This is a genomic window from Caenispirillum salinarum (assembly GCF_044803115.1).
Taxonomy (GTDB): Bacteria; Pseudomonadota; Alphaproteobacteria; order Rhodospirillales; family Rhodospirillaceae; genus Caenispirillum; species Caenispirillum salinarum_A.
In genome coordinates this window covers 1,452,565-1,476,377 of sequence record NZ_CP085224.1, presented here as the reverse complement: position 1 = coordinate 1,476,377, position 23,813 = coordinate 1,452,565, and the positions used below count along the sequence as shown (strand labels likewise).

At 69.1% G+C, this 23,813-nt stretch carries 23 protein-coding genes and 1 tRNA gene; 12 read left to right on the top strand and 12 right to left on the bottom strand.

From position 1 onward, the window contains the following. The first annotated feature begins 148 nt into the window (after window positions 1-148). Together LG334_RS06705 and LG334_RS06700 are read left to right on the top strand one after the other, a co-directional pair. On the top strand, window positions 149-1,273 hold the full coding sequence (locus LG334_RS06705; protein WP_404384507.1) for a CaiB/BaiF CoA transferase family protein: 1,125 nt from the start codon (window positions 149-151) through the stop codon (window positions 1,271-1,273). A gap of 182 nt (window positions 1,274-1,455) precedes the next feature. After that, window positions 1,456-2,697: a methyl-accepting chemotaxis protein gene (locus tag LG334_RS06700; RefSeq protein ID WP_404384505.1), complete on the top strand. Its 1,242-nt coding sequence runs from the start codon at window positions 1,456-1,458 to the stop codon at window positions 2,695-2,697. Window positions 2,698-2,732: 35 nt separating this feature from the next. Here LG334_RS06700 and LG334_RS06695 read toward each other — a convergent pair whose 3' ends face one another. The 3 genes from LG334_RS06695 to LG334_RS06685 form a co-directional block, all read right to left on the bottom strand. Further along, complete coding sequence (locus LG334_RS06695; RefSeq protein ID WP_404384503.1) at window positions 2,733-3,062, bottom strand: hypothetical protein; 330 nt, start codon at window positions 3,060-3,062, stop codon at window positions 2,733-2,735. A gap of 113 nt (window positions 3,063-3,175) precedes the next feature. After that, window positions 3,176-3,631, bottom strand: a complete 456-nt coding sequence (locus tag LG334_RS06690; protein WP_404384501.1) for a bacteriohemerythrin — start codon at window positions 3,629-3,631, stop codon at window positions 3,176-3,178. A 165-nt stretch (window positions 3,632-3,796) separates the two neighbouring features. Then, on the bottom strand, window positions 3,797-4,258 hold the full coding sequence (locus tag LG334_RS06685; protein ID WP_404384499.1) for a PRC-barrel domain-containing protein: 462 nt from the start codon (window positions 4,256-4,258) through the stop codon (window positions 3,797-3,799). Window positions 4,259-4,426: 168 nt separating this feature from the next. Between LG334_RS06685 and LG334_RS06680 the strand changes: the two genes are divergently transcribed. Genes LG334_RS06680 through LG334_RS06655 form a run of 6 tightly spaced genes read left to right on the top strand, consistent with a single transcriptional unit; the run spans window position 4,427 to window position 9,063 of the window. Next, the gene (locus tag LG334_RS06680; protein WP_404384497.1) at window positions 4,427-5,572 is read left to right on the top strand and encodes an ABC transporter permease; all 1,146 of its coding nucleotides are present in this window, start codon (window positions 4,427-4,429) and stop codon (window positions 5,570-5,572) included. A 3-nt stretch (window positions 5,573-5,575) separates the two neighbouring features. Further along, on the top strand, window positions 5,576-6,409 hold the full coding sequence (locus LG334_RS06675; RefSeq protein ID WP_404384495.1) for an ABC transporter ATP-binding protein: 834 nt from the start codon (window positions 5,576-5,578) through the stop codon (window positions 6,407-6,409). Window positions 6,410-6,414: 5 nt separating this feature from the next. Next, complete coding sequence (locus tag LG334_RS06670) at window positions 6,415-7,368, top strand: MlaD family protein (protein WP_404384493.1); 954 nt, start codon at window positions 6,415-6,417, stop codon at window positions 7,366-7,368. A 4-nt stretch (window positions 7,369-7,372) separates the two neighbouring features. Next, on the top strand, window positions 7,373-8,017 hold the full coding sequence (locus LG334_RS06665) for an ABC-type transport auxiliary lipoprotein family protein (RefSeq protein WP_404384491.1): 645 nt from the start codon (window positions 7,373-7,375) through the stop codon (window positions 8,015-8,017). Then, a complete protein-coding gene (locus LG334_RS06660) occupies window positions 8,017-8,820 on the top strand; it encodes a ZIP family metal transporter (RefSeq protein ID WP_404384489.1) in 804 nt (267 codons plus the stop codon). Before LG334_RS06665 ends, LG334_RS06660 begins: the two co-directional genes overlap by 1 nt. Before the next feature lie 18 nt (window positions 8,821-8,838). Then, window positions 8,839-9,063, top strand: coding sequence for a hypothetical protein (locus LG334_RS06655; protein WP_404384487.1), 225 nt, complete (start codon window positions 8,839-8,841; stop codon window positions 9,061-9,063). 157 nt (window positions 9,064-9,220) lie between these two features. Here LG334_RS06655 and LG334_RS06650 read toward each other — a convergent pair whose 3' ends face one another. From LG334_RS06650 to LG334_RS06635, 4 genes are all read right to left on the bottom strand, one after another. After that, window positions 9,221-10,861 carry a GMC family oxidoreductase gene (locus LG334_RS06650; protein ID WP_404384485.1) on the bottom strand — a complete coding sequence of 547 codons (1,641 nt, stop codon included), beginning with the start codon at window positions 10,859-10,861 and terminating at the stop codon, window positions 9,221-9,223. Between the two features lie 149 nt (window positions 10,862-11,010). Beyond that, a complete protein-coding gene (locus tag LG334_RS06645; protein WP_404384483.1) occupies window positions 11,011-13,143 on the bottom strand; it encodes a PAS domain-containing protein in 2,133 nt (710 codons plus the stop codon). Window positions 13,144-13,410: 267 nt separating this feature from the next. After that, window positions 13,411-14,820 (bottom strand): type I glutamate--ammonia ligase, encoded by a 1,410-nt coding sequence (glnA, locus tag LG334_RS06640; protein WP_404384481.1) that lies wholly within the window; start codon window positions 14,818-14,820, stop codon window positions 13,411-13,413. Window positions 14,821-14,969: 149 nt separating this feature from the next. Continuing rightward, complete coding sequence (locus tag LG334_RS06635) at window positions 14,970-15,308, bottom strand: P-II family nitrogen regulator (RefSeq protein ID WP_009541744.1); 339 nt, start codon at window positions 15,306-15,308, stop codon at window positions 14,970-14,972. A gap of 416 nt (window positions 15,309-15,724) precedes the next feature. Here LG334_RS06635 and LG334_RS06630 point away from each other — a divergent pair, with 416 nt between their 5' ends. Then, window positions 15,725-16,885: an aminotransferase gene (locus tag LG334_RS06630; protein WP_404384478.1), complete on the top strand. Its 1,161-nt coding sequence runs from the start codon at window positions 15,725-15,727 to the stop codon at window positions 16,883-16,885. Between the two features lie 76 nt (window positions 16,886-16,961). Beyond that, window positions 16,962-17,038 (top strand) — tRNA-His (locus LG334_RS06625). A gap of 94 nt (window positions 17,039-17,132) precedes the next feature. On the opposite strand, the gene LG334_RS06620 is transcribed toward LG334_RS06625, so the two are convergent. The 4 genes from LG334_RS06620 to LG334_RS06605 all read right to left on the bottom strand — a co-directional run bounded on the left by LG334_RS06620 (window position 17,133) and on the right by LG334_RS06605 (window position 20,485). Further along, a complete protein-coding gene (locus LG334_RS06620) occupies window positions 17,133-18,794 on the bottom strand; it encodes an ATP-binding protein (RefSeq protein WP_404384476.1) in 1,662 nt (553 codons plus the stop codon). After that, the gene (locus LG334_RS06615) at window positions 18,772-19,536 is read right to left on the bottom strand and encodes a response regulator transcription factor (RefSeq protein WP_404384474.1); all 765 of its coding nucleotides are present in this window, start codon (window positions 19,534-19,536) and stop codon (window positions 18,772-18,774) included. The genes LG334_RS06620 and LG334_RS06615 overlap by 23 nt, the downstream gene beginning before the upstream one ends. 62 nt (window positions 19,537-19,598) lie before the next feature. Continuing rightward, entirely contained in the window at window positions 19,599-20,246 is a 648-nt protein-coding gene (locus LG334_RS06610; protein WP_404384472.1) for a hypothetical protein, read from the bottom strand. Beyond that, window positions 20,246-20,485 carry a hypothetical protein gene (locus LG334_RS06605; protein WP_404384470.1) on the bottom strand — a complete coding sequence of 80 codons (240 nt, stop codon included), beginning with the start codon at window positions 20,483-20,485 and terminating at the stop codon, window positions 20,246-20,248. The genes LG334_RS06610 and LG334_RS06605 overlap by 1 nt, the downstream gene beginning before the upstream one ends. A gap of 236 nt (window positions 20,486-20,721) precedes the next feature. On the opposite strand from LG334_RS06605, the gene LG334_RS06600 reads away from it, so the two are divergent. Both LG334_RS06600 and LG334_RS06595 read left to right on the top strand, forming a co-directional pair. Next, entirely contained in the window at window positions 20,722-21,426 is a 705-nt protein-coding gene (locus LG334_RS06600; protein WP_404384468.1) for a hypothetical protein, read from the top strand. 235 nt (window positions 21,427-21,661) lie between these two features. Next, window positions 21,662-22,171: an NUDIX hydrolase gene (locus LG334_RS06595; RefSeq protein ID WP_404384466.1), complete on the top strand. Its 510-nt coding sequence runs from the start codon at window positions 21,662-21,664 to the stop codon at window positions 22,169-22,171. Here the strand turns inward: LG334_RS06595 and LG334_RS06590 are convergent. Continuing rightward, on the bottom strand, window positions 22,161-23,720 hold the full coding sequence (locus LG334_RS06590) for a cryptochrome/photolyase family protein (protein ID WP_404384464.1): 1,560 nt from the start codon (window positions 23,718-23,720) through the stop codon (window positions 22,161-22,163). The two genes, LG334_RS06595 and LG334_RS06590, sit on opposite strands and share 11 nt — an antisense overlap. Between the last annotated feature and the right edge of the window lie 93 nt (window positions 23,721-23,813).

The window sequence follows — 23,813 nt, the reverse complement described above, 5'->3', positions numbered from 1 at the left end:
GCCCCCTCGGAGCGGTGCATTGCATTGGCCCCCGGCGCTTTCGGCGCCGGGGGCTTTTCTTCATGGCGGCCAACCACCCGGCGGCGAGTTGCGCCGGCCGGGCGGTTGGGGCAGGCTGACGCTCCCTTGTCGCCGAACGGAGCCTTCCATGTTGAACGACTGCCTCGCCGGTATCCGGGTACTGGATCTCAGCCAGTATATTCCCGGCCCCTATGCCACGCTGCTCATGGCGGACCTGGGGGCGGAGGTGGTCAAGGTGGAGCCGCCGGCCGGAGACCCCATGCGGGGCCTGCCGCCCCTGAAGGACGACGGCACCTCGCACCTCTACGATGCGGTGAACAAGGGCAAGACCGTCGTTCGCCTGGACCTGAAGGCCGACGCCGACAAGGCCGTACTGGCCGACCTGGTCGCCGGCGCCGACGTGCTGCTGGAAAGCTACCGCCCCGGCGTCATGGAACGCCTGGGCTTCGGGTGGGAGCGACTGAAGGCCCTCAACCCGCGGCTGGTCCACTGCGCCCTGTCGGGCTTCGGCCAGACGGGGCCGCTCAGCCAGCGCGCCGGGCACGACAACACCTACATGGCGCTCGCCGGCGCCCTGCACGCCAGCGGCACCGGCGAGGAGCCCGCACCCGTCATGCCCTACCCGCCCTTCGCCGACCATGCGGGGGCCATGCAGGCGGTGATCGCGACGCTGGCCGCCCTGGTGCGCCGCGGGCGCACCGGGCATGGCGGCACGCTGGACGTCAGCATCTACGAAAGCGCGCTGACGCTGCAGTACCTCAATCATGTGACCGCCGCCACGCAGCCGGCGGAACGCGGGCACGAGCTTCTCAACGGCGGGGCAGCCTATTACCGCATCTACCGCTGCGCTGACGGCGCCTTCATGGCGCTGGGCGCCATCGAGCCCAAGTTCTGGGCGCTGTTCTGCGACACGGTGGGCCGGCCGGACTGGATTGACCGCCACGGAGATCGCTTCCCCCAGACGGACCTGACGGCCGCCGTCGCCGCGCTGCTGGCCGGGCATCCCCGCCCCCACTGGCTGGAGGCCTTCGCCGGGGTGGACTGCTGTTTCGAGCCGGTGCTGACGCCCATGGAGGCCCTCACCCACCCGCACGCGGTGGCGCGCGGCATGGTGGCGCTGACGCCCGACGGCGGCGATGCACTGTTCGCCGCCCACGCCGACGGCACCGCCCCGCCCGCCCGCAAGCCCCATACGGAAGCCGAGGCGGTGGCGGTGCGTGATGCCTGGTCCAGCCAGACGAACGCCAAGTAAATCAGAGGTCAGAGGCGCCGCCGCTCAATACGCTTCAGAGACGGATCGTGGTGCCGCGACTTATACTATTTCCCTATACCATATAACAGTTGAAGGGTAAACAGTTCGCGATGTAATCATACGAGATCATGAGCGGATGTTCCCGCGATGCACATTTTTTTCTACCGGGAGGTTATTTTTCCGTGTTCGCATTCATCAAGCCGGCATCGCCCTCGTCTTCTTCTCCTTCCGATGCCCTGACATCGGCACGCGACACAGGTGGCGATCAGAGGGACATGTACCGGGCGATCATCGAGGCGGCCCCGGTGCGCCTTGTGTGGGCACGGAGCGACACGCTTGAGATCGGCTACGTCAGCCGCGACTTCCTGCCGCTGGTCGAGGCGCAGGGCGGTGCTGCCGCCGACGACATCGTGGGGCGTCCGCTCGACACCATTCACCCGCGCTTCGCGGCGTTGCGCGGCGATCTCGCGCGCGGCGGCAGCCTGCCGGACTCGGACTGCGTGACATTCGGGAACGAGACGGTGGTCCTGAAGTTCCGCGAAACCCGTGGCGAAGACGGGCACCGCTCGGGCGTGCTGGTCGCGGCCGAAATCATGACGGCGGAAGAGCGGGTCGGGAACGGCGCGAAGCACCTTGCCGACCAGATCTCGACGTCGGCCGACGACCTGGAGGGCCTGGCGCGCAAGATGCTGTCCGCAGCGGATGAAACCGACACGCTTGGCTCGTCGGCCGCGAGCGCGTCGGAGGAAGTCAACGCCAGCACGCAGCAAGTGGCCGCTGCCGCCGAAGAACTGTCGCGCTCCATTGAAGAGATATCCGGCCAGACCGGCCGCCTGACCAGCATTGCCCACGAGGCGTCAGGGCGCATGTCGGACGCCACCACCGTCATGGGGGAACTGTCATCGGCGGCCGAGGAGATCGGCGGCGTGATCCAGATGATCAAGGACGTCGCCAGCCAGACCAACCTGCTGGCGCTCAACGCCACCATTGAGGCCGCGCGCGCCGGGGAGGCGGGCAAGGGCTTTGCCGTCGTCGCCAGCGAGGTCAAGGCGTTGGCCCAGCAGACCGCAACGGCGACCGACGACATCACCAACCGGATCAAGTTGATCCAGGAAACGACCGCGCGCGTTTCGACGGAAATCAGCGAAGTGAAGGAAACCATCGTCGAGAACGAGGAGATCGCGACCGCCATCAGTTCGGCAGTCGAGGAACAGTCCGCTGCCACCTCGGACATTTCCAACACGGTTCAGCATGCGGCGGTCGGCGCGCAGCGGGTGTCGGAGACGCTTCAGGCGCTCGATGCCTTGTCCCGCCAAAGCCGCGAGCGGGCCGAGGGCGTGCGGAAGGCCGCCGGCGAACTGAGCGACAGCAGCGACGACCTGCAAGACAAGGTCCGCCATTTCCTTGAGGAAACGCTGTCCTGACGGGTGGCGCCGCCGGTCTTTCGCCGGCGGCCCGCCTACCTCTGCTCCAGCGTCATGTCCAGCGCGATCCCGCCGTTCTTGGCGGCGCGCACGGTCTTGCGGCTCTGCTTGGCGATGGGGATCTTGTTGCGCATGCAGTGGGAAATCAGCGCCGCCGCGATGAACGGCTCGTCGATGGTGTGGTAGAGCTGCTTGCCTTCGCGCGTCTGCATGTGCAGGCGCAGCTTGAGCGGCTGCTCGTTTTCAACCTTGAAGTCGAGCACCGCGCCCTTGGGCATGGATGTTTCGGATTGCAGGGCGAATTCCGAGACGGCCCGGGCCACCTCCACCTCGCTGTACAGCAGGCGCCGGATTTCCGTTGGCATGTTTTCCCTCTTTCCCACCGGCGCGACCCGTCGCGCGCCGCCCGTTTTTCTTGCTTACTTCAGGAATTACAGGAGTCGTCTCGCCGGCGCAATCAGTCAAAGTCACCGCGTGGTCACACGTCGGACATTGCCGCAGCCTCCAGGTGGCGCTGCAGGTGAGGCTTGAGCTTCATGTCGTCCTGCAGGATATGGCGGGTCAGCCACGTATTGAGGATCGACAGCAACTCCTCGTAGCAGTCGTGGTCGCTGGTCACGCCCCGCGCCTCCGCCGCCTGGCGCCGGGCCTTGTAGGTCTTGTAGGCCTTCAGCAGCCAGGCCACCATGGCGCGGTGCTGTTCCTGGTGGGTCTGGCGCAGGGGATAGTTGATCTCCTGCTGGATGCGTTCCTCGCGGGCGAAATGGTCGCGGGTGTAGTCGCCCAGTTCCTGGAATATCTGGTCCAGCGCCTCGAAACTGGCGCCGTTGCGGGTCATCTGCTCGAAGGTGTTCAGGATGTCGATGAGGCGTTTGTGGTCCTCGTCCAGGACTCTTGATCCGACGCTCATCTTGTCCCGCCACTGAATGGGCATCGCGGGGCTCCCGGTTCCCGTGAATCCGACGGTCCGCCAATGGTCGCACTCAAACGGTCCGGTGGAAACCTCCCAGAGGTCATACATCATCCCGGCAGCGCGCCGGGAGGTCGGGCCCCCGCACGGCCAAGGTCGTAACGCCTTGGCAACGAGCCCGATGAGGCCTCAGTAGGCCTCCCACTGCGGCAGGGCCTCCAGTTCGTCCTCCGTCATGCCGGTGATGAAGGTGTCGTTCTGCGGGCCGATCTCCAGGCGTTCCAGCGGCACGATGACCTCGCGGCCGCCGATGCCGAGGAGACCTTCCGTATCCACCACGAAGCCCACGACCCGGTTTTCGGCGTCGACGAGGACTGCCTCGATCTCGCCGACCTGCTCCTCGCCTGGGCCGTAAACGTCGAAGCCCGCGAGGTCGCGGAAGACGTCCTCGTCCGCGCGCTCCCATCCCGCAGGCCAGACCACGCTGGTCTCGCCGGGTTCCACCGCGCGCAGCACCTTGGCGTCAATGGGCGCGGGGGCCTTGGCGGCCATCTTCGCAGGATCGGGGGCGCCGCCTTCGCCCCCGCAGCCGGTGGCGGAGGCGGCCAGCACGACGGCGGCGGCGGCAAGCAGGCGGGGCGTGTGGCGCATGGCGCGGCTCCTGGGCACGGGAAGCGGGCATGGCGGCTGTCTCCCCCAGGAACGGCCGCCGCGCCCCGTCGGGTTGCCGAACGGCGGGTGCCCTGCCGCGTCCCGTGCAACGGCCAAGCCCGCGCCGGTGTTGGCTGTTTACGGAAGAACGTGCGCGGACGCCGCTTCATGAGCCCATCCCCCGCCCTTGTCGAACAGCACAGGGACGACGGCGGCGCCGTCGTCACCGGCGGCGGGGCGTGGGTGATCGACTGCGCCCGGCAACTGGCGGACGCGCTGGCGGGCATCGAGGCCAAGGGCACGTCCGTCCGCTTCGACCTGTCCGGCGTCGAGCAGCTGGACACCACCGGCGCCTGGCTTCTGGAGCGGGCGGCGCGGCGCCTGGGGGACGCGGGCACGTCGGTGGACGTCTCGGGCCTGCGCGACGAACAGCAGGCGTTGCTTGACCATGTGCGCGAGAGCGCCGACGTGCCCGACGACACGCTGGAGATCGGACGCCGCAACCGTCCCACGACCCGGCAGCGCGTGGTGTCGGCCGCACTTGCGCCGGGCCGGGCGGCGGCGACCGAGACGCTGGAGTTCCTGGAGTTCGTGGGCCTGACCATGATGGCCTTCGGGCGCCTGTTCACCGGCCGGGCCAAGGTGCCCGTGGTGTCCGTCATCCACCACATGCAGCAGGTGTGGATCAACGCCCTGCCCATCGTCGGCGTCCTGACCTTCGTGGTCGGCGGATCGTCGGCCTTCATGGTGGGGGCGCAGTTGAAGAAGTTCGAGGCGGAGATCTTCGTCATCAACATGATCGCGCTGGCCATGCTGCGCGAAATCGGCGTCATCGTCGCGGCCATCGTCGCAGCCGGCCGCTCGGGCAGCGCCTTCGCCGTGGAGTTGGGCACCATGAAGACGCGCGAGGAGGTCAAGGCCATGCGCGCCATGGGCATCGATCCCATGGAGGCGCTGGTGCTGCCGCGTGTCATCGCCATCGTGCTCACCCTTCCCATGCTGGGCTTCTTCGGCGACGTCATGGGCATCATCGGCGGCGGGCTGGCGACGATCGCCTCGGTCGGGGTGACGCCGGAACTGTTCATGGAGCGCCTGAGCCAAATCGCCAACCTGGAGATGTTCCTGGCCGGCTTCGTCAAGACGCCGGTCCTGGGCGCGACCATCGGCATCATCGGCTGCTGGCAGGGGATGCGGGTGCAAGGCGGGGTGGAGGCCATGGGCCGCCTGACCACGCGGGCGGTGGTGCAGGCGCTGTTCATGGTGCTGCTGCTGGACAGCCTGTTCACCGTGTTCCTGAACCAGATGGGGCTCTAGGCGATGGAACACGCCAGCCGCGACCGGGCCAGCCAGGCGAAAGCGCACGGCGGGGACGACGGCAAGCGCCGGCCCGTCATCCGCGTGCGCGACCTGGAACAGCGTTTCGGCGACCATCTGGTGTTCGAGGGGCTGGACCTCGACGTCTTCCCGCGCGAGGTGATGGGCATCGTCGGCGGGTCGGGCAGCGGCAAGTCCATCCTGCTGACCTCCATCATCGGCCTGCACACGCCCACCAGCGGCCGGGTGGAGGTGTTCGGCCAGGACATGACGGAAACGCCCCTGCGCGAGCTTCACGGCATCCAGCGCCGCTGGGGCGTGCTGTTTCAGAGCGACGCCCTGTTCTCCAACCTGACGGTGCTGGAGAACATCGTCCGCGTCATGAAGGAGCACCACAACCTGCCCGACCGCCTGGCGTCGGAAGTGGCGGCGCTGAAGGTGGACATGGTGGGCCTGGAGCCCGCGGCCGCCTGGAAGTACCCGTCGGAGCTGTCGGGCGGCATGCGCAAGAAGGCGGGGCTGGCCCGCGCCCTGGCTCTGGACCCCGAGCTTCTGGTGCTGGACGAGCCGACGGCGGGGCTGGACCCCATCGCCGCCGCCAACTTCCGCCAGCTCCTGCTGCAACTGCGCCGGACCCTGTCGCTGACGGTTTTCCTGGTCACTCACGACCTGGACCTGCTGCACGAGGTCTGCGACCGCGTCGCCATTCTGGCCGAGCAGCGGTTCCTGGAGGTCGGGCCGGTGGACGAGGTGTCGCGCGCCGACCATCCCTTCATCCAGCGTTTCTTCAGAAGCGAACCCGAGCCCGGCAAGGGCGGGCGTGCCGAAAAGGAGTGACGGCCATGGAATCCAAGGCGCATCCGCTGCTGGTGGGCATCTTCACGGTGGTCTTCATCCTGGGCATGCTGGCCTTCGTGGCCTGGCTGGTGAATCTGGGCCTGGGCGACGACCGCACGCGCTATCAGGTGATGTTCGAGCAGTCCGTCGCCGGCATCGACGAAGGGACGTCCGTGCGCGTAAAGGGCATCGACGTCGGCAAGGTCGAACGCCTGCGCCTGGGCGTCGAGAACCCGACGCGCGTGCCGGTGGTCATCGGTGTGCGGTCCGACCTGCCGATCTCGCAGGACGCCTACGTCACCGTCGAATCCATGGGAATCACCGGCGCCACCTATCTGGCCCTGCACCCCGGCGAGGCCGGCGGGCCGCAACTGACGGCGCCGGAAGGCCAGCAGATGGCGACCATCGGCACCCGGCCCTCTGGCGGCCTGAGCGCCATCATGGACACCCTGCCCAAGGTCGCCAGCGACCTGCGGGCCGCCGTCGACCGGGTCGCCGATGTGCTGGACGAAGAGCGCATGGCCCAGGTGGACCGCATCCTGAACAACATCGCCGAAACCACCGAGGCCGCACCCGGCATCATGCGCGAGGCCCGCCTTGCGCTCCGCGACGCGCAAGGCGCGCTGGTCACCGGCGAGAAGGCGGCGGCGGAGGCGCGCGAGACCTTCCGCAGCGCCGACGCCCTGATCGACGGCGAGATTTCGGAAACCGTGGCCGAGGCGCGCGGCGCGGCGTCCTCGCTGCGGGCCGCCGCCAACCGGCTGGAGCGCACGCTGCGCCAGGCCGGGCCGGGCGTCGGCGAGTTCGCGTCCGAGGGTCTGACGGAAATCCGCTACCTGGTCAGCGAGTCCCGCCGCATGGTGGATGAACTGACCCAACTCGCCGACCGTTTGCAGGACAACCCCAATGCCCTCGTGTTCGGCGAGGAGCCGTCCACGTTCGATCCGGAGGTTCAGTGATCCCATGACTCGCGCCGCCGCCGCCCGCCTCTTCCAAGGCCCCGCCCTGGCGTTGACCGCGTTGCTGCTGGCGGCGTGCTCCAGCGTGATCCCCGGCCAGGGCGAGCGACCGGAGAGCTATCGCGTGACGGCGCCCGACGTTACCACCGCAGCCACCGCGCCCGACGCCCGGCTGCTGGTCGAGGAGCCCTCGGCGGCGCCCGGCCTCGACACCGATCGCATCGCCGTCTGGCGCGACCCCCGCCACCTGCAATACTACGCCGACAGCCGATGGGTGGAGGACGCGCCCGAGATGGTCCGCGCCGTCATGCTGGAAGGCTTCCGCTCCTCGCGCGCCCTCGGCGCCGTGGGCCGGCGGTCGGTGGAGCTGGACCCGACCCACCGCCTGCGCACCCGCCTGACGGACTTCGAGTCCGGGTACGAGGCGGGCACCGACGTTCCCACCGTCCGCGTCGAAATCGCGGCCGACCTGCTGGCGGAGCCGGGCGGCAACGTCGCCGGCCAGACCACCGCCACCGCCCGCGCCACGCCCGCCGACGAGAGCGTGAGCGCGGTCATCGCCGCTTTCGACGCCGCCACGCAACGGGCCGTCTCCGACCTGGTGACCTGGACGGTCGAGACGATCGCGCGCGGCCGGACGGGGGCGTGATGGAGGACGGACCGGGCCTCGGCCGCGCCGTCGCCTTCGGCCTGATGGCGAGTGCGGCCTTTCCCATCGGCGTCTTTATCGGCCTGTTCTGGACGCCGCCCCGCAAGATTGTCGCCGCCGTCATCGCCTTCGGCGCCGGCGTGCTGGTTTGCGCCCTGTCCTTCGAACTGATGGAAGAGGCCTTCGAAACCGGCACCACGCTGTCGACCGTCGCCGGTTTCATGCTGGGTGCGCTGATCTATGTGGTGCTGGACCAGATCACCGATCGCATGGCGGCGAAAAGCTCGCCGAAACGCGAGGGCACGGAGCCCTTCCAGGTGGACGAGGCCGCACCGCCGCCAAGGACCGACGAGCAGGCCACCGTGTCAGGCATCGCGGTGCTCATGGGCACGGCGCTGGACGGCATTCCGGAGAACGCCGCCATCGGTGTGGGCATCGCGGCGGAGGAAGGACCGGGTCTGGGCATCGTGCTGCTGGGGGCGGTGTTCCTGTCCAACCTTCCGGGCGCGATGTCCTCGACCATCGGCATGAAGCATGAGGGGCGGTCGGCCACCTACATCCTGACGGCATGGGGGATTGTGGCGCTGGCCTGCGTCGCCTCGGTGATCATCGGGTTCGAGCTTCTGACCGGCATGCCCGACGCCTTCCAGAGCGCCCTTCTGGCGCTGGCGGCGGGCGGCATCCTGGCGATGCTGTCGGACACCATGTTCCCCGACGCCTTCCGCACCGGCGGCCCCTGGGTCGCCATGTCGACGGCATCGGGCTTCGCGCTGGCATTCCTGCTCAGCCGCTACGCGGGCTGACCGCTGAAGGGAGGACGCATGACTTTGTTGCTCAAGACCGTTCCGCACACCCTGGCCGCCCTTGCAACGCCGGCGGTGGCGCTGGCGCAGGAGACCAGCGACTCCGGCCTGCGCGAGAGCCCCGACAGCCCGGTGCTGCTTCTGCTGCTGATCGGGCTGATCGTGCTGGCGTTCCTGGGCGGGGGCCTGTGGGCGATGAAGCGCCGCGCGCGAAAAAAGGAGCAGGAAGAGCGGGGACGGTAGAGAAATCGGTGGACGGTCCCCGACGCGAGCGCAGAAGGACCGTTACGACCGTATTTGGATTCCTGTCTTCGCAGGAAGGACGGAGGATTTTGCATAATCCGTCGCCCCTGCGAAAGCAGGGGCCCACCTCCGGCGCCAGCCGCCCGCGACCCTTTTCTCACCCCACCGTCGCCGCCACCTTCGCCGTCTTCCCGGCGTCTTCCAGGATCATGTCGCTGGCCTTTTCGGCGATCATCACCACGGGGCTGTTGGTGTTGCCGCTGGTGATGGTGGGCATGATGGAGGCATCGACCACCCGCAGACCGTCGAGCCCCCGCACGCGCAGGCGCTCGTCCACCACGGCGGACTCGTCCTGGCCCATGCGGCATGTGCCGACGGGATGGAAAATGGTCGTCGCGATGTCGCCGGCGCCCTTCCACAGGTCCTCTTCGGTCTGGTACTGCGGGCCGGGCTTGAATTCCTCGGGCCTGTATTTCGCCAGCGCCGGCTGGGCGGCGATCTCGCGGGCGATCTTCACGCTCTTGGCCGCCACGCGCTTGTCGCCGTCCGTCGCGAGGTAGTTGGGGCGGATGGACGGCGGGGCGAAGGGATTGCCGCTCTTGATGGTCACTGCGCCGCGGCTCTCGGGCCTGAGATTGCAGACGCTGGCGGTGAAGGCCGGGAACGGGTGCAGCGGCTGGCCGAAGGCGTCCAGGCTGAGCGGCTGGACGTGGAACTGCAGGTCCGGCGTCTCCTGCGCCGGGTCCGACTTCACGAAGGCGCCCAGTTGCGACGGCGCCATGGACATGGGGCCGCGCCGGAACAGCATGTACTCCAGGCCGATGCCCATCTTGCCGAGCAGGTTGGTCGCGCGCTCGTTCAGCGTCGGCACGCCCTGGACCTTGTAGGCGGTGCGGATCTGCAGGTGGTCCTGAAGGTTGCCGCCGACGTCGGGCATGTCGCGCACCACGTCGATGCCGTGCTCGCGCAGGAGGTCGGCCGGCCCCAGGCCGGCAAGTTGCATGATCTGCGGACTGCCGATGGCGCCGGCGGCCAGGATCACCTCGCCGGAGGCTTCCGCCAGCGCGTCCTCGCTGTCGATCTTCAGGTGGACGCCGGTCACGCGGCCGTCCTGGATGCGAAGCCCGGTGGTGTGGGCGCCGGTGACAACGCGCAGGTTGGGCCGCTTCATGGCGGGCTTCAGGAACGCCTTGGCCGTGCTCACCCGCCAGCCCGAGCGCTGGTTGACGTGGAAGTAGCCCACGCCCTCGTTGTTGCCGGTGTTGAAGTCGTCGGACTTGGGCAGGCCCCACTGATGGGCCGCCTCGCGGAAGGCGTCGAGGATCTCCCACTTCAGGCGCTGTTTCTCGACGCGCCACTCGCCGCCCGACTGGTGGAAGTCGCCCAGTTCGCAGGCGGCCTGGTCCTCGCTGCGCTTGAAGTAGGGCAGCACGTCGTCCCAGCCCCATCCGGGATTGCCCATCTGGCGCCAGCCGTCGTAGTCGCGTGCCTGGCCGCGCATGTAGATCATGCCGTTGATGGACGAACACCCGCCCAGCACCTTGCCGCGCGGATAGTTGAGCGCGCGGCCGTTCAGGCCGGGTTCGTTCTCGGTGGCGAAGCCCCAGTCGGTGCGCGGGTTGCCCATGCAGTAGAGGTAGCCGACGGGAACGTGAATCCAGATGTAGTCGTCCTTGCCACCGGCCTCCAGCAGCAGGACGGAGTGCCTGCCGTTCTTGCTGAGCCGGTTGGCGAGCACGCACCCGGCCGAGCCGGCGCCGACGACCACGTAATCGAACGTCCCCAGATGCCTGGACATGGGTCCTCCCGTTGCCACTGTTTTTTTCACGCGCTGCCCGGCGCCTTTGTATGGAAATGTAGGCGCTGGATGCGGCGAACGCCAACCGAAACGAACGCGGCCCCATCCGCACCAGGCGGACGGGGCCGCGTTCAGGCCCGGCGCCACGCTCAGCGCCGCGAAGGGCCGCCGGCTCCATGCGTCCACGCCACCGGCGAGGGCCGCACGGGGACTGTCCGATCGGTGGCGGGGTTGCGCAGCAGGGCCGTCAGCATCTTCGAGAGTTGTCCGGCCGACACGGGCTTGATGATCGTCGGCGCCTCGATCCCGGTGTCTTCGCGGTCGTTGTAGCCCGTGCAGTAGGCGAACCGGATGCCCTTCTTGTGCAGCCGGCGGGCGACGGCGGTCGACAGCATTCCACCGAGATTGATGTCCAGCAGGGCCGCGTCGGGCCGCTCGCGCTCCAGGAGCGCCAGGGCGTCTTCCACGCCATGGGCGGGGCCGATGACCTCGTACTTGAGGTCCTCCAGCATCTGCTCAAGCCCCAGCGCCACCAGGACATCGTCCTCCACCACCAGCACCCGGCGGCGCGGCGGCTCGGCCGGCGGCGGTGCCGTGTCCGGGGCGGCGACGGCGGCGCCGGGAGACGGCGCGCCCCCACCCGCCGCCTCGGCCTCGCCCACAGCGTCGGGTTCTGCATCCGGCGCGCGGGCGGACACCAGGGCGGCTGGCAGGCTGAGGCGGCAGTGCAGGCCATTTTCCGCCCAGGTGAAGGTGATCGTGCCGCCCAACTGGCGCGCCACCAGCGTCTCGATCAGCATTCGCCCGAAACCCTGGCGCGAAGGCGGGGCGACAGGGTGCCCCACCGTCTCCAGCCATTCCACGGCAAGGCCGCCTTCCGACGTGCGCGCCCATGAGACGGAAAGGCTGCCGGCCTCGCCGCCCGACAAGGCGCCGTGCTTGGCGGCATTGGTGACCAGTTCGTGCAGCACGATGGTCATGGGCTGGACGGCATCGGCCAGGATGGTGACCGCCGGCCCCTCGATCTCCACCCGCGCCGCACCGCCGCGCAGGCTGCCCAGTTCGTCCTCCACCAGCCGCCGCAGGCGTGCGCCGTACCAATAGCTTTCCGCCAGCAGCACATGCGCCCGCGCCATGGCCTCCACCCGGCCTTCCACGGCGGCGACATAGGCTTTCATGCTGTCCGCCCGCGTCACGCGCAGAACCGAGAGCACCAGGGCGAGTACGTTCTTGGCGCGGTGGTCGACCTCGCGCATGAGCAGTTCGTGCCGTTCCTCGGCCTCCTTGCGGGCGGCGATGTCGACCACCGACCCGATGAAGCCGACGAAGCGGTCGTCCTCGAAGCGCGGGGTCGCCGTGTCCAGCTTCCAGCGCCAGATGCCGTCGTGCCGGCGGGCGCGCAGGTCGATGGAGAACGGCTCGCGCACGCGGTTGGCATGCTCCCACACCGCCAGCACGGCGGGGCGGTCGTCGGGATGGATGCTTCCCAGCCAGATGTCGTCGGGCGGCTTTTCCGGATCATGGCCGGTGTAGGCGTAGTAGGACCGGCTGAGGAAGACCAGCCGGCCTTCAGCATCGCTGAGCCACACGGTCACGGGCGCGTCGTCGGCCATGCGGCGGAACATGCGCTCGCGCTCGCGCACCTGGGCTTCGGTGCGCTTGAGGTCGTCGACGTCCAGCATGGCACCCAAAATGCGGGCCGGCCGCCCGTCGCGCGTGCGGAACAGGACGGCGCGGTTGGTGTACCAGCGGCACGAACCATCGGGCATGAGAGTGCGGAACTCGATGTCGTAGGGCCGCCCCTCCTCGACCAGAGCCTCCACCGCCTTTCCGGCGCGGGCGCGGTCGTCGGGGTGGACCCGGGCCGCCCATTCCTCCTTGGTGAAGGTGCCCTTGTCCCGCGGCATGCCCATCATGGCGAAGTATTCCGGCGTGCCGGTGGCGTAGGGCTGGCTGAGGTCCCACTCGAACATGCCGATGCCGGCCTCGCGCCGGAAGATGCGGAAGCGTTCCTCGCTGTCCATGCGGTCGCGGTCGAGGCGTGCCAGCCGCCGGACGGCGCCTCGGGCCGCCATCGCGACGGCACCGCCGCCGGCCACGGCGGTCAGGGCGATCGCGCCCGGCAGATTCAGGGCGCCCGCCGCGGCCAGGGCGCCGGCCAGGGCGCCGGCGATCAGCGGCAGGGCCACCAGCGGCGCCAATCGCCGCGCCAGGGCGCGCGCCGCCGGGCTCTCCTCGGCGTGCGGGTCGACGGTTGTGGGCGCAGGCGGCTGCGAAGGCATTCCGGCAGCCATCCGGTTCTCCTCGGCAGTGAATGGGCGGCCGAAACCGTTGGTGTAAGGAATGTAACGGCGCGGCAACCGCCATGGGTCGCATCATACTCCGGCCGGTCGACCATTTCCGCCGGATGGTCAATCCATGCGTGAGGGAACCGCGGAACAGAACGCCCGGCACGAAAAAGGCCTCCCCGGTCGCCCGGAGAGGCCTTCTTCATCATACCTGGCCCCGCGCCGGCCCGGTGAGGCGCGGCGCGGTTCCGGTGGTTCGGCTTACACCGAGTAGTACATCCGGTATTCGACCGGGTGCGGGGTGTGCTCGTAGTTGTACACCTCTTCCCACTTGAGCTGGATGTAGCCGTCGATCACGTCGTCGGTGAACACGTCGCCCTTCTTCAGGAAGTCGCGGTCGGCGTCGAGCGCCTGCAGGGCCTCGCGGAGGCTGCCGCAGACGGTGGGCACGCCCTCCAGTTCTTCCGGCGGCAGGTCGTAGAGGTTCTTGTCCATCGGGTCGCCCGGGTGGATCTTGTTCTCGATGCCGTCCAGGCCGGCCATCAGCATGGCGGCGAAGGCCAGGTAGGGGTTGGCGGTCGGGTCGGGGAAGCGGACCTCGACGCGCTTGCCCTTCGGGCTGGTGGCGTACGGAATGCGGCAGGAGGCCGAACGGTTACGCGCCGAGTAGGCCAGCAGCACCGGAGCCTCGAAGCCCGGGATCAGGCGCTTGTAGCTGTTGGTCGACGGGTTGGTGAAGGCGTTCAGCGCCTTGGCGTGCTTGATGATGCCGCCGATGTAGTACAGGCAGGTCTCCGACAGGTCGGCGTAGCCCGAACCGGCGAACAGCGGCTTGCCTTCCTTGAAGATCGACTGGTGGGTGTGCATGCCCGAGCCGTTGTCGCCCATGACCGGCTTGGGCATGAAGGTCGCCGTCTTGCCGTAGGCGTGGGCGACCATGTGCACCACGTACTTGTAGATCTGCATGTGGTCGGCGGCGGTCACCAGGGTCTGGAACTTGGTGCCCAGCTCGTGCTGCGAGGGCGCGACCTCGTGGTGCTGCTTTTCAATGGCCAGGCCCATCTCGCCCATGACCGTCAGCATCTCGGAGCGCAGGTCGTTGCCCGAGTCCACCGGCGGGACGGGGAAGTAGCCGCCCTTGACGGTCGGACGGTGCGCCCAGTTGCCTTCCTCGAACAGCTTGCCCGAGGTGTAGGGGCCTTCCTCGCTGTCGATCTCGTAGAAGCAGCGGTTCATCTGCACGTCGAAGCGGACGTCGTCGAACACGAAGAACTCGGCCTCGGGGCCCATGAACACGGTGTCGCCGACGCCGGTGGACGCCAGGTACGCCTCGGCCTTCTTGGCAATGCCGCGCGGGTCACGGTCGTAGAGCTGACCGGTGGAGGGCTCCAGGATGTCGCAGAACAGGATCAGCGTCGGCTGGGCCGAGAACGGGTCCATGACGGCGCTGGTCAGGTCCGGCTTGAGGATCATGTCGGACTCGTTGATCTCCTTCCACCCGGCGATGGAGGAGCCGTCGAACATGACACCCTCGTTCAGCATGTCCTCGTCGATGGAGGCGACATGCTGCGCGGTGTGCTGCCACTTGCCCTTGGGGTCGGTAAAGCGGAAGTCGACGTACTTGACGTCGTTTTCCTTGATCAGCTCCAAAACCTTGTTCACGTCGGACATGATCCTGATTCCCGTAAATATGTGTGGCCGGTTGAATGGATCCCCCCAAGGCCGCCAACCGTCGGCCTGGGTCCGGCCGGAACGGCGCGGCGCGCGCTGTGCGGCGCGTGCGCGTCGTCGTCCGGCCGGGGGTCGGAAAGCGGGGGCGCCTAGATGGCGTCGCCGCCGCGCTCCCCGGTGCGGATACGGATCGCCTCCTCGACCGAGGAGACGAAAATCTTGCCGTCGCCGATGCGTCCGGTGTGGGCCGCCTGCTGGATCGCCTCGATGGCGCGTTCCGCCAGCGCGTCGTCCACCACCAGTTCGATCTTCACCTTGGGCAGGAAGTCGACGACATATTCGGCGCCGCGGTACAGCTCGGTGTGGCCCTTCTGACGGCCGAAGCCCTTGGCCTCGGTCACGGTGATGCCCTGCAAGCCGATTTCGTGAAGGGCTTCCTTCACCTCGTCCAGCTTGAACGGTTTGATGATCGCCTCGATCTTCTTCATGGCCCCCGTTGCTTTCGCTCGTTCTATGCGTCGCGCGTCCGACCTCTGGCTTCCGCGTTCCTCGACCGCCCGCGACCCTTTCCCGGTCCGGGCGGCGGCCTCGCGCGGGGCGAGTGTGGCCGCTTCCGCCGTGGTTCGGCAATAGCTCTTTATCACGCGGCGTGCCAAACGGAGAAAACGGCGGAATCCTGCGGATTTCCAAAGATCCGGGAGGGAATGTACGGGTCCTATCGCCTCACTGCCGTGCCTAACTCTTGAGCATTATGATCGCCGCGCGGGCAACACCATCGGGCAGGAGGCGCCCAGCCCGGCAGAGGAGCCCGGCGGCATCTCCGCGAGTCGCCCCCTGGGCCGCCGCCGTGCCGCCGTGCTAAAACCGTGACACCTTGTCCATCGATCGCCGGAGTGCCCGCCCCGTGAAGCCCGCCAACGCGCTCTTTTCCTCCCTCGGCACCACCATCTTCGAGACCATGTCGCGGCTCGCGCAGGAGCACGGCGCCGTGAACCTGGGCCAGGGCTTCCCCGAGGACCTGGAACCGCCGGCGGTGCTGGAGGCCGCCGCGCGCCACGTTCTCCAGGGGCCGCACCAGTATCCCAGCATGATGGGCATTCCCGCCCTGCGGCAGGCGGTGGCGGCGGCGAATGCGCGCTTCCACGGGCTGGAGGTCGACTGGCAGACGGAGGTCATGGTCACCTCCGGCGCCACCGAGGCCCTGGCCGATTGCCTGTTCGGCCTGATCGAGCCGGGCGACGAGGTGGTGCTGATCGAGCCGCTGTACGACAGCTACCTGCCCATCGTGAAGCGCGCCGGCGGCGTGCCGAAGCTGGTCCGCCTGCAGCCGCCGCGCTGGGACCTCCCGCGCGACGACCTGGCGGCGGCGTTCTCCGACCGCACCAAGCTCATCATGCTCAACAGCCCCATGAACCCCTGCGCCAAGGTGTTCGACGAGGACGAACTGGCCTTCATCGCCGACCTGCTCCAGCGCCACGATGCCTATGCGGTGTGCGACGAGGTCTACGAACACCTGACCTTCGACGGCCGCCGCCATGTGCCGCTGATGACGCTGCCGGGCATGCGCGACCGCTGCGTGCGCATCGGCTCGGCCGGCAAGACGTTTTCGGTGACCAGCTGGAAGGTGGGATACATCACGGCGCCGCCGCACCTGCTGGCCCCCATCGCCAAGACCCACCAGTTCCTCACCTTCACCACCCCGACGGGCCTCCAGGCGGCGGTGGCGGAGGGGCTGGCGATGGATGACGCCTATTTCGACGGCCTCGCCCGCGACATGCAGGCCCGCCGCGACCATCTGGCCGGGGGCCTGCGCGGCATCGGGTTCGAGGTACTGGACTGTGCCGGCACCTATTTCCTGACCACCGACGTCCGGCCGCTGGGATGGCAGGGCACGGACGCGGAGTTCTGCCTGCACCTGACCACCGAGGCCGGTGTCGCGGCGGTGCCGGTATCGGCCTTTTTCGCGGGCGAGGCCGACCGCCACTTCGTCCGCTTCTGCTTTGCCAAGAACGACGCGGCGCTGGACGAGGCCCTGTCGCGCCTGTCGGCCCATTTCGGGCGGTGAAAAAGGCGCGGGAGTTCGTCGAAATCGTCCTTGACGGTCGGGCCCTTATGGCATACAAAGCGGCCCTCCCGCGATGGCGGCTATAGCTCAGTCGGTTAGAGCGCCTGGTTGTGGTCCAGGAGGTCGTCGGTTCGAATCCGACTAGTCGCCCCACATGAAAACACCCCCGTGCCTGCCGGCACGGGGGTGTTCTCTTTTCAAGGCTGCGGCCGCGCGATCCCGCTCGGGACCGACGGCCCGCCCACCCTTACTTGGCGAACGGCAGCCGGACGGTCATGCGGCAGCCGCGGGGCTTGCGGTTCTCGGCCGTCACCGTGCCGCCCATCGCCTGGACGTTGCGCTTGACGATCCACAGGCCCAGGCCGAAGTGGCCGGCGCCGGGGCGGGCGTCGCCGTGGCGGGGATCGGGGCGGTGGCTGACGTAGCGCTCGAACACGTTGGGCAGCACCGCCGGATCGACGCCCGGCCCCTCGTCCTCCACCCTGAAGACCACGTCCCGGCCCTCGCGCACCAGGCTCACCTTCACGGTGGCGCCGGCGGGATTGAAGCTGACGGCGTTCTCGATGATGTTCTCGGCCACCGTCTCCAGCAGGTCCTCGCCGCCCAGAACATGCAGGCCCGGCGTGACCTCGGCGGTGACGCGCACCCCCTCCTCCGGGTCGTCGAAGCTTTCCGCCACGGCGCTCACCAGCACCGAGACGTCGATGCGCCGGCGCGGCGGGTCGATCAGGTCGGCCATGGCGGCATCCACCCGGCGCGCCGCCTGCACCAGGGCCTCCAGCCGGGTCAGCGCCGCACGCGCGGTGTCCAGCGAGCGCCGCGCCCGCTGGTCGCCGACCGGCACCGTGCGATAGAGCGGCTCCAGGCTCTGGGCGATGGTCGCCAGCGGCGTTTTGAAGGCGTGAGCGTTTTCCTCCGCCGCGTGGCGGATGGCATCGGCGGAGGCGCGCAGGCGCTCCACCATGCGGTCGAAGTCCAGCGCCACGTCCTCAAGCTCGGGGATGCGGGCGCGGGCCTTGAAGCCGTGGTAGGCCTCGGCGTCGCCCTGGGCCACGGCACGGGCCTGCCCGGCAAAGCGGCGCAGGGACCGCCACAGGGCCCAGATCACGCCCAGCGCCAGAAGCGCGGCCAGGCCGTAGAGCCCGGCGGCGTACAGCACCTGCTGCGAGCGCCACGTCGGGCGCGCCAGCTGCTCGCCGATCAGGCCCGACAGGCTGTAGGAGGTCAGCAGGCCCCAGCACCCGGCCTGCGTGGTGAAGGGGGTGAGGCTGGTCAGCACCTCCTGCTCGCCGCCGGGCGTGACGTAGGGCAGGTCCAGCGGCTGACCGCCGCGGCAGCTTTCCGGCAGGGTCCAGGGCACGCCGGCCGCCACCAGCGCCAGGCGCTCGGTGTCCAGTTGGTCCGAGGGCAGCGGCGGCTGGGCGCCGATGAGGAAGACGCTGTCCTGGTCCTGCGGGCGATAAAGCAGCCGCAGCCGCATCTCCGGCTGGGCCAGGCGCTCCAGCGCCTCGCGGGCCGTCGGCAGGTCGGCCTCCTGGCTCTTTTCCAGGGCCAGGCGCAAGCCCTCGGCGATGACCGCGCCCTGGGTGCGCACGGCGCGCAGCAGGGCCTCGCGCTTGGCTTCCTCGGCCGCGAGGAACGGCCCCACCAGCACGGCGGGAACGGCGATGAAGACGAAGGCCAGCAGCACCATGCGGGCGGCCAGCGAGGGATGGCGCAGGCGGAACCAGCGTCGCCGCCCGCCGCCCGACACCGGCGGAGGTGCGGGCGCCGCGGCGGCGCCAGGATGGCCGTCGGGCGTGCCCACGCCGGCCCCGGCGACCGCCCGCACCCGACGGGTCGGCGTCGCCTCCACATGCGGGCGCACGGCGGTATCGTTGGCCGGCTCAGCCCTCGGCGCGCCAGCCATAACCGAATCCAGCGTAATTGAGGATGGCGTCGAAGCTCGCGTCGATCTCGCGGAACTTCTGGCGGATGCGTTTGATGTGGGTGCGCACGTTGGCGCGGTAGCCTTCGTCGCCCGAGCCGGCGATGAAGCCCTCGCCGCGCACGGCGTCGTAAAGCGCCCGGTACGACAGGTCGCGGCCGGCGTTTTCCGCCAGCTTGCGGACGATGCGGAACTCGGTGATGGTCAGGTCCACCGGCTGGTCCCGCCAACGGGCGCGGGCCGAGGAAACGTCCAGCGTCAACGGCCCCAGGGTCAAGATCTCCTCGGGCTCGATGGCCTGGCCGACCGCCCCGTTCTCAGCTCCGTTGGGCATTCCGGGAACGGGCTTGGAGCCCTCAAGGATCAGGTTGATGCGCCGCAGCAGGATGTTGAAGCCGCGCCCCTTGTCCACGTAATCGACGGCGCCGTTGGTCAGGGCCGTCTCCTCGTAGAGCTGGTCGTTCAGCGTGGTCAGGAAGATCACCGGCGTCACGTCACCCGAGGAGCGCAACTGGCGCAGCACCTCGATCCCCGTCATGCGCGGCATCTTCCAGTCGAGCAGGATCAGCGACGGCGCCAGGTCGCCCCGGGTCAGGGGTTCGATGGCCGTCGGGCCATCGGCGAAGGTTTCGACGGCGTAGCCGCTGTCCTCGAGATTGCGCCCGAGGGACTCGCGGAACAGGGGGTCGTCGTCGATGAGGACTATGGTCGAGCGGTCAGTCATGCCATCCGGGGGATGAGGAAGGAGGAAACCATGGCGTTCCCGAGAGGGTACCATCAAACCATTTAGTTGACGATCTCCCAGGCGCCATCCTCCCTTCGGCAGGCTGTTCCGGTGAAGACCTCCGGCCGACCGTCGACCGAGGCAGTGGTGGTATAGATGCGGCAGGTGCGGCCTCCGTCGCGGAAGGTGTCCTGGGGTATCAGCTGATACGGCGTGCCACCGCCGCTGCCGGCGGTGCCGCCGGTCCAGCGGATGGCGCGGCCGTCGGGAACGTGTTCAAGCGCCGTCAGCGTGCAGGCGCGGTCCACCGGGTCCATGGAGCGGCCGACCGCGCCGCCCACCAGCGTGCCAAGCAGCGTCCCGCCGATCACCGCGGCCAGCTTGCCCTTGCCCTCGCCGAAACGGCTGCCGGCCAAACCGCCGGCCGCGGCGCCGAGGACGTTGCCGATCAGCTGGCCGTCGATAAGGCTGCGGTCGCAGGTGCCCCGCCCGAAGCCGTAAGGCAGGTCCCGCCCGCCGCGCTCCGCCACCATCGGCACCGGGATGTAGACGACGTCCGGGCCCTTGTGCTTGTGGCCGTGCTTGGCGCGCCAGCCGTGGGCCGGCGCCCAGGGCGGCGGCTCTGCGCCCGCCGGCGTGGCGGGCGCGAGGGACCCCGCGGCCATGACGACGGCCAGGGCGAAAGCGGCGGCGCGGCGGGAGGCCGGCATCAGCGGTCGATCTCGATGTCGGTCAGACCGCCGATCAGCGCCCCGCCGGCCCCGCCGAGCAAGGCACCGCCGACCACCGACCCGCCGATCAGGGCACCGGCGGCGGCACCGCCGGCCGCACCCAGCGCGCCGCCCGTCAGGGCCCGCTGTTCGTCGCGCGACAGGTTGGAGCAGCCGGCGGTGGCAAGAACCAGCGCCGCCACGGCCGTGGCCGTCAGGCTCTTTCGGGTAAGGGTCATGGGTCTCTCGTCCAAAGGTTCCAATAGGGCGCCGTCGATCGACCGCGCGTTGATGGCAGAATGTGCGGGGCCCGCGCAGGCCACAAGTGACTGAAATCACTGACCCTTGCTTTGTCACACGAAGCGGTAAGTCCGATGATGCCGGTCACAGCGTTGTCACCGGGGCCAGCGTATGTTGCTCTCGCGTCCAATCGGGCGCATGATCCCGGCCGGTGCCCATCCTCGACGAAAGACATATGCGCGCAGTCATTCCCTCCCTCGTCGCCGCCGCCCTAGCGCTGAGTGGTTGCACGGCCCTGGACGACCTGGACCGGCAGCTGTCGGCGGCGCTGAATCCGCAGGAGCCGGCGCCGGTGGTCGAACCGTTCCAGCCCCTGCCGGAACGCAAGCCCACCGACGTGCCGCCGCCCAAGCGCCAACCGGCCAAGCGCGCCCCCGCGGCCCCGGCGACTCTGGCCCCCAAGCCCGAGTCGGTGCCCGCGGAAGCCGAAGCGCCCGCCGAAGCCGAGCCGGCGGCCGCGGCCGTGGCCGTGCCGCCCAAGCGGGGCAAGCTGCCCGAAGGGATGGTCGGGCTGTCGGCGGAACAGCTGCGCGCCCGCTTCGGCACGCCGGCTGAGGAAATCGAGGAAACCCCCGGCGTCACCTGGCGCTACCGGCCAGAGGGCTGCGTGCTCGACATCCACCTGTTCCCGCGCGTGGAGAGCCAGGGGCTTTATGCCCTGGACGCCTCGGCCGAAACCCTGACGGTGGAGGAATGCGTGGCGGTGCTGGCGGCGCCGCCCGAGGCCGAACCGGCGGCCGCCGCCGGCGAAACTGCGGATGACGCGGAGCCCCGCGCCACGGAAGGCCCGGATGCGGCGGCAGCGGTGCCGGCGACGACTCCGGCCGCGTCCCCTGCCCCGGCGGATGCGGCGGTGACCGAGGCCCCGCCGGCGGACTGAACCCGCACGCGACGTGGAACCTTTCGGCGTACCATGCGTTCTCCTTCTCGTCCGGACGCGCCGGGACGGTTGGGTCCACATGCGGCCACCGTCGCCCCCGGGCTATACCTACGGTGCAGAAAGGCGATGGCAGCATAACGCAAACGGCTAGTCGCTATCCGATCGGTCCCGTGGCATGCTATATGAAGACTTGTCGTCCCGTGGTGTGGGGGTGGCAAAGGGGAGGTTGTGTATCGTGGCGAAAAACAAGACCGGCAAGGACCGGCAATGCGCCGCCATTCCTTACGTGGTTCGCGACGGCGAGGTGCAGGTGATGCTGCTGACCTCGCGCGGGACCGGGCGGTGGATCATTCCCAAGGGCTGGGTGAAGAAAAAGCACACGCCCGCGGAGATGGCGGCGCTGGAAGCCTTCGAGGAAGGCGGTGTCGTGGGCGACGTGACGCCCCGGCCCATCGGCCTGTACGGCTACAACAAAATTCTCAACAGCGGCGCCGTCAAGCCGCTGACGGTCGACGTCTACGGCCTGCGTGTCCGCTTCGAATGCCTGGACTGGCCGGAGCGGCACGAGCGCAAGCGCGTGTGGGTGACGCCCGAGGAGGCCGCCCTCATGGTCGCCGAGCCTGAACTGGCCGACCTGCTCGGCCGCTTCGCCAAGATCGAGCGCAAGGCCCGCGCGGCCTACCAGGGCGCCTTCGTGCCGTCCCCGGCCGCCGGAAAGATGCGCGTCTCCCCCGCTACCGCCTGACGGGCGGGTCGTACTCCAGCCCATCCAGGAAGGTCCGCGCCTTGTCCCTCAGGGCGCGGATTTTTTCGTCGTCCATGCGGTCCATGGTCTTGTGGATCATCATCATGCGCCGGTTGCGCGCCGTGACCGACCGCGTCCGCGCGATGAAATCCCAGTACAGCGCGTTGAACGGGCAGGCGTCGTCCTCAAGCTGCTTTTTCGGGGAAAAGCGGCAATGGCGGCAGTAGTCGGACATGCGGTCGATGTACTTGCCGCTGGCCGCATAAGGCTTGGACGCCAACAGCCCGCCGTCGGCATAGAGGGCCATGCCGTGGGTGTTGGGCAGTTGCACCCATTCGTAGGCATCGGCATAGACCATCAGATACCAGGCGTTCACCGCCGCCGGGTCAATGCCTGCCAGCAGCGCGAAATTGCCCGTCACCATCAGGCGCTGGATGTGGTGGGCGTGGGCATGGTCATGGGTCTCCGTCACCACCTGGCGCAGGCAGTTCATGTCGGTCTCGCCGGTCCAGTAGAAGCGCGGCAGCGGGCGATGCGCCTCCAGCGCGTTGGTCCGCCCGTAGTCCGGCATGCGCGTCCAGTAGATGCCGCGCACGTACTCCCGCCATCCCAGGATCTGGCGGATGAACCCCTCCACGGCGTTCAGCGGCGCGTGACCGGCGTAATAGGCGTCCTCCGCCCGGCGACAGAGGTCCAGCGGGTTCAGAAGCCCGGCGTTCAGCGGCGCCGAGATCAGCGAGTGGAACAGGAACGGCTCTCCCTGCCGCATGGCGTCCTGATAGGTGCCGAAGCGCGGCAGGCGGTGCCGGATGAAGTGGTCGAACGCGGCCTCGGCGTCGGTGGCGGTGACCGGCATGGCGAACCCCTCCAGCCGGCCGAAATGATGGCCGAAGCGCGCCGCCACCAGGTCCAGGACCTCGCGTGTGATCGCGTCGGGGGCGAAGGCGGGCGGGTCGGGTGACTCAAGGTCCGCCGGCAGGGCCTCGCGGTTCTCCTGGTCGTAGTTCCAGCGCCCCCCCTCGGGCTCGCCCTCGGGCGTCATCAGCAGCCCGTGACGGCGGCGCATGTCGCGGTAGAACCATTCCATGCGCAGCGTCCTGCGCCCCTCGGCCCAGCGGCGGAAGTCGTCCAGCGGGCAGAGAAACCGGCCGTCGGGGCGGATCTCCACCGGCACGCCCAGGGCCTGCTCCCACCCGCGCATGTCTTCCAGCACGCGCCATTCGCCGGGCTCGGTCACCACCACCCGCGACGGACGGTGGCGCGCCGCGGCCTGCTCAAGCCCGTGGCGGAAGGACCGCCCTTCGCCGGGCTCGTCCAGGCGGCGGTAGTCCACCGTGATGCCCTCGGCCCGCTGCGTTTCCGCAAAATGGCGCATGGCCGAGAACAGGAAGGCGATCTTGCGCGGATGGTGGGGGACATAGGTGCATTCCTCCATCGCCTCGATCATCAGCACCACATCGCGCGCCGAATCGATGTCGGCAAGCGCGGCGATGGAGCGGCTGAGTTGGTCGCCCAGCACCAGGCGGAGGACGGGGGCGGCGTCGGTCATGGATACCCTTGCGCGGACTGGGGACGTGTCGGGCTTGGCGTCGGCGGGGGCGCGGTGGTAGGTGTGGGCACCCGACGCCCATACGGCGTCGCC

Bases quoted from the DNA above. Each gene is read 5' to 3' on its own strand.
- LG334_RS06610 (WP_404384472.1), bottom strand. From the start codon at position 20,246: ATGCCGGCCTCCCGCCGCGCCGCCGCTTTCGCCCTGGCCGTCGTCATG.
- LG334_RS06675 (WP_404384495.1), top strand. From the start codon at position 5,576: ATGGAACACGCCAGCCGCGACCGGGCCAGCCAGGCGAAAGCGCACGGC.
- LG334_RS06645 (WP_404384483.1), bottom strand. From the start codon at position 13,143: ATGCCTTCGCAGCCGCCTGCGCCCACAACCGTCGACCCGCACGCCGAG.
- LG334_RS06600 (WP_404384468.1), top strand. From the start codon at position 20,722: ATGCGCGCAGTCATTCCCTCCCTCGTCGCCGCCGCCCTAGCGCTGAGT.
- LG334_RS06670 (WP_404384493.1), top strand. From the start codon at position 6,415: ATGGAATCCAAGGCGCATCCGCTGCTGGTGGGCATCTTCACGGTGGTC.
- LG334_RS06590 (WP_404384464.1), bottom strand. From the start codon at position 23,720: ATGACCGACGCCGCCCCCGTCCTCCGCCTGGTGCTGGGCGACCAACTC.
- LG334_RS06615 (WP_404384474.1), bottom strand. From the start codon at position 19,536: ATGACTGACCGCTCGACCATAGTCCTCATCGACGACGACCCCCTGTTC.
- LG334_RS06690 (WP_404384501.1), bottom strand. From the start codon at position 3,631: ATGCCCATTCAGTGGCGGGACAAGATGAGCGTCGGATCAAGAGTCCTG.
- LG334_RS06680 (WP_404384497.1), top strand. From the start codon at position 4,427: ATGAGCCCATCCCCCGCCCTTGTCGAACAGCACAGGGACGACGGCGGC.
- LG334_RS06655 (WP_404384487.1), top strand. From the start codon at position 8,839: ATGACTTTGTTGCTCAAGACCGTTCCGCACACCCTGGCCGCCCTTGCA.
- LG334_RS06635 (WP_009541744.1), bottom strand. From the start codon at position 15,308: ATGAAGAAGATCGAGGCGATCATCAAACCGTTCAAGCTGGACGAGGTG.
- LG334_RS06665 (WP_404384491.1), top strand. From the start codon at position 7,373: ATGACTCGCGCCGCCGCCGCCCGCCTCTTCCAAGGCCCCGCCCTGGCG.
- LG334_RS06705 (WP_404384507.1), top strand. From the start codon at position 149: ATGTTGAACGACTGCCTCGCCGGTATCCGGGTACTGGATCTCAGCCAG.
- LG334_RS06650 (WP_404384485.1), bottom strand. From the start codon at position 10,861: ATGTCCAGGCATCTGGGGACGTTCGATTACGTGGTCGTCGGCGCCGGC.
- LG334_RS06620 (WP_404384476.1), bottom strand. From the start codon at position 18,794: ATGGCTGGCGCGCCGAGGGCTGAGCCGGCCAACGATACCGCCGTGCGC.
- LG334_RS06695 (WP_404384503.1), bottom strand. From the start codon at position 3,062: ATGCCAACGGAAATCCGGCGCCTGCTGTACAGCGAGGTGGAGGTGGCC.
- LG334_RS06685 (WP_404384499.1), bottom strand. From the start codon at position 4,258: ATGCGCCACACGCCCCGCCTGCTTGCCGCCGCCGCCGTCGTGCTGGCC.
- LG334_RS06660 (WP_404384489.1), top strand. From the start codon at position 8,017: ATGGAGGACGGACCGGGCCTCGGCCGCGCCGTCGCCTTCGGCCTGATG.
- glnA (WP_404384481.1), bottom strand. From the start codon at position 14,820: ATGTCCGACGTGAACAAGGTTTTGGAGCTGATCAAGGAAAACGACGTC.
- LG334_RS06605 (WP_404384470.1), bottom strand. From the start codon at position 20,485: ATGACCCTTACCCGAAAGAGCCTGACGGCCACGGCCGTGGCGGCGCTG.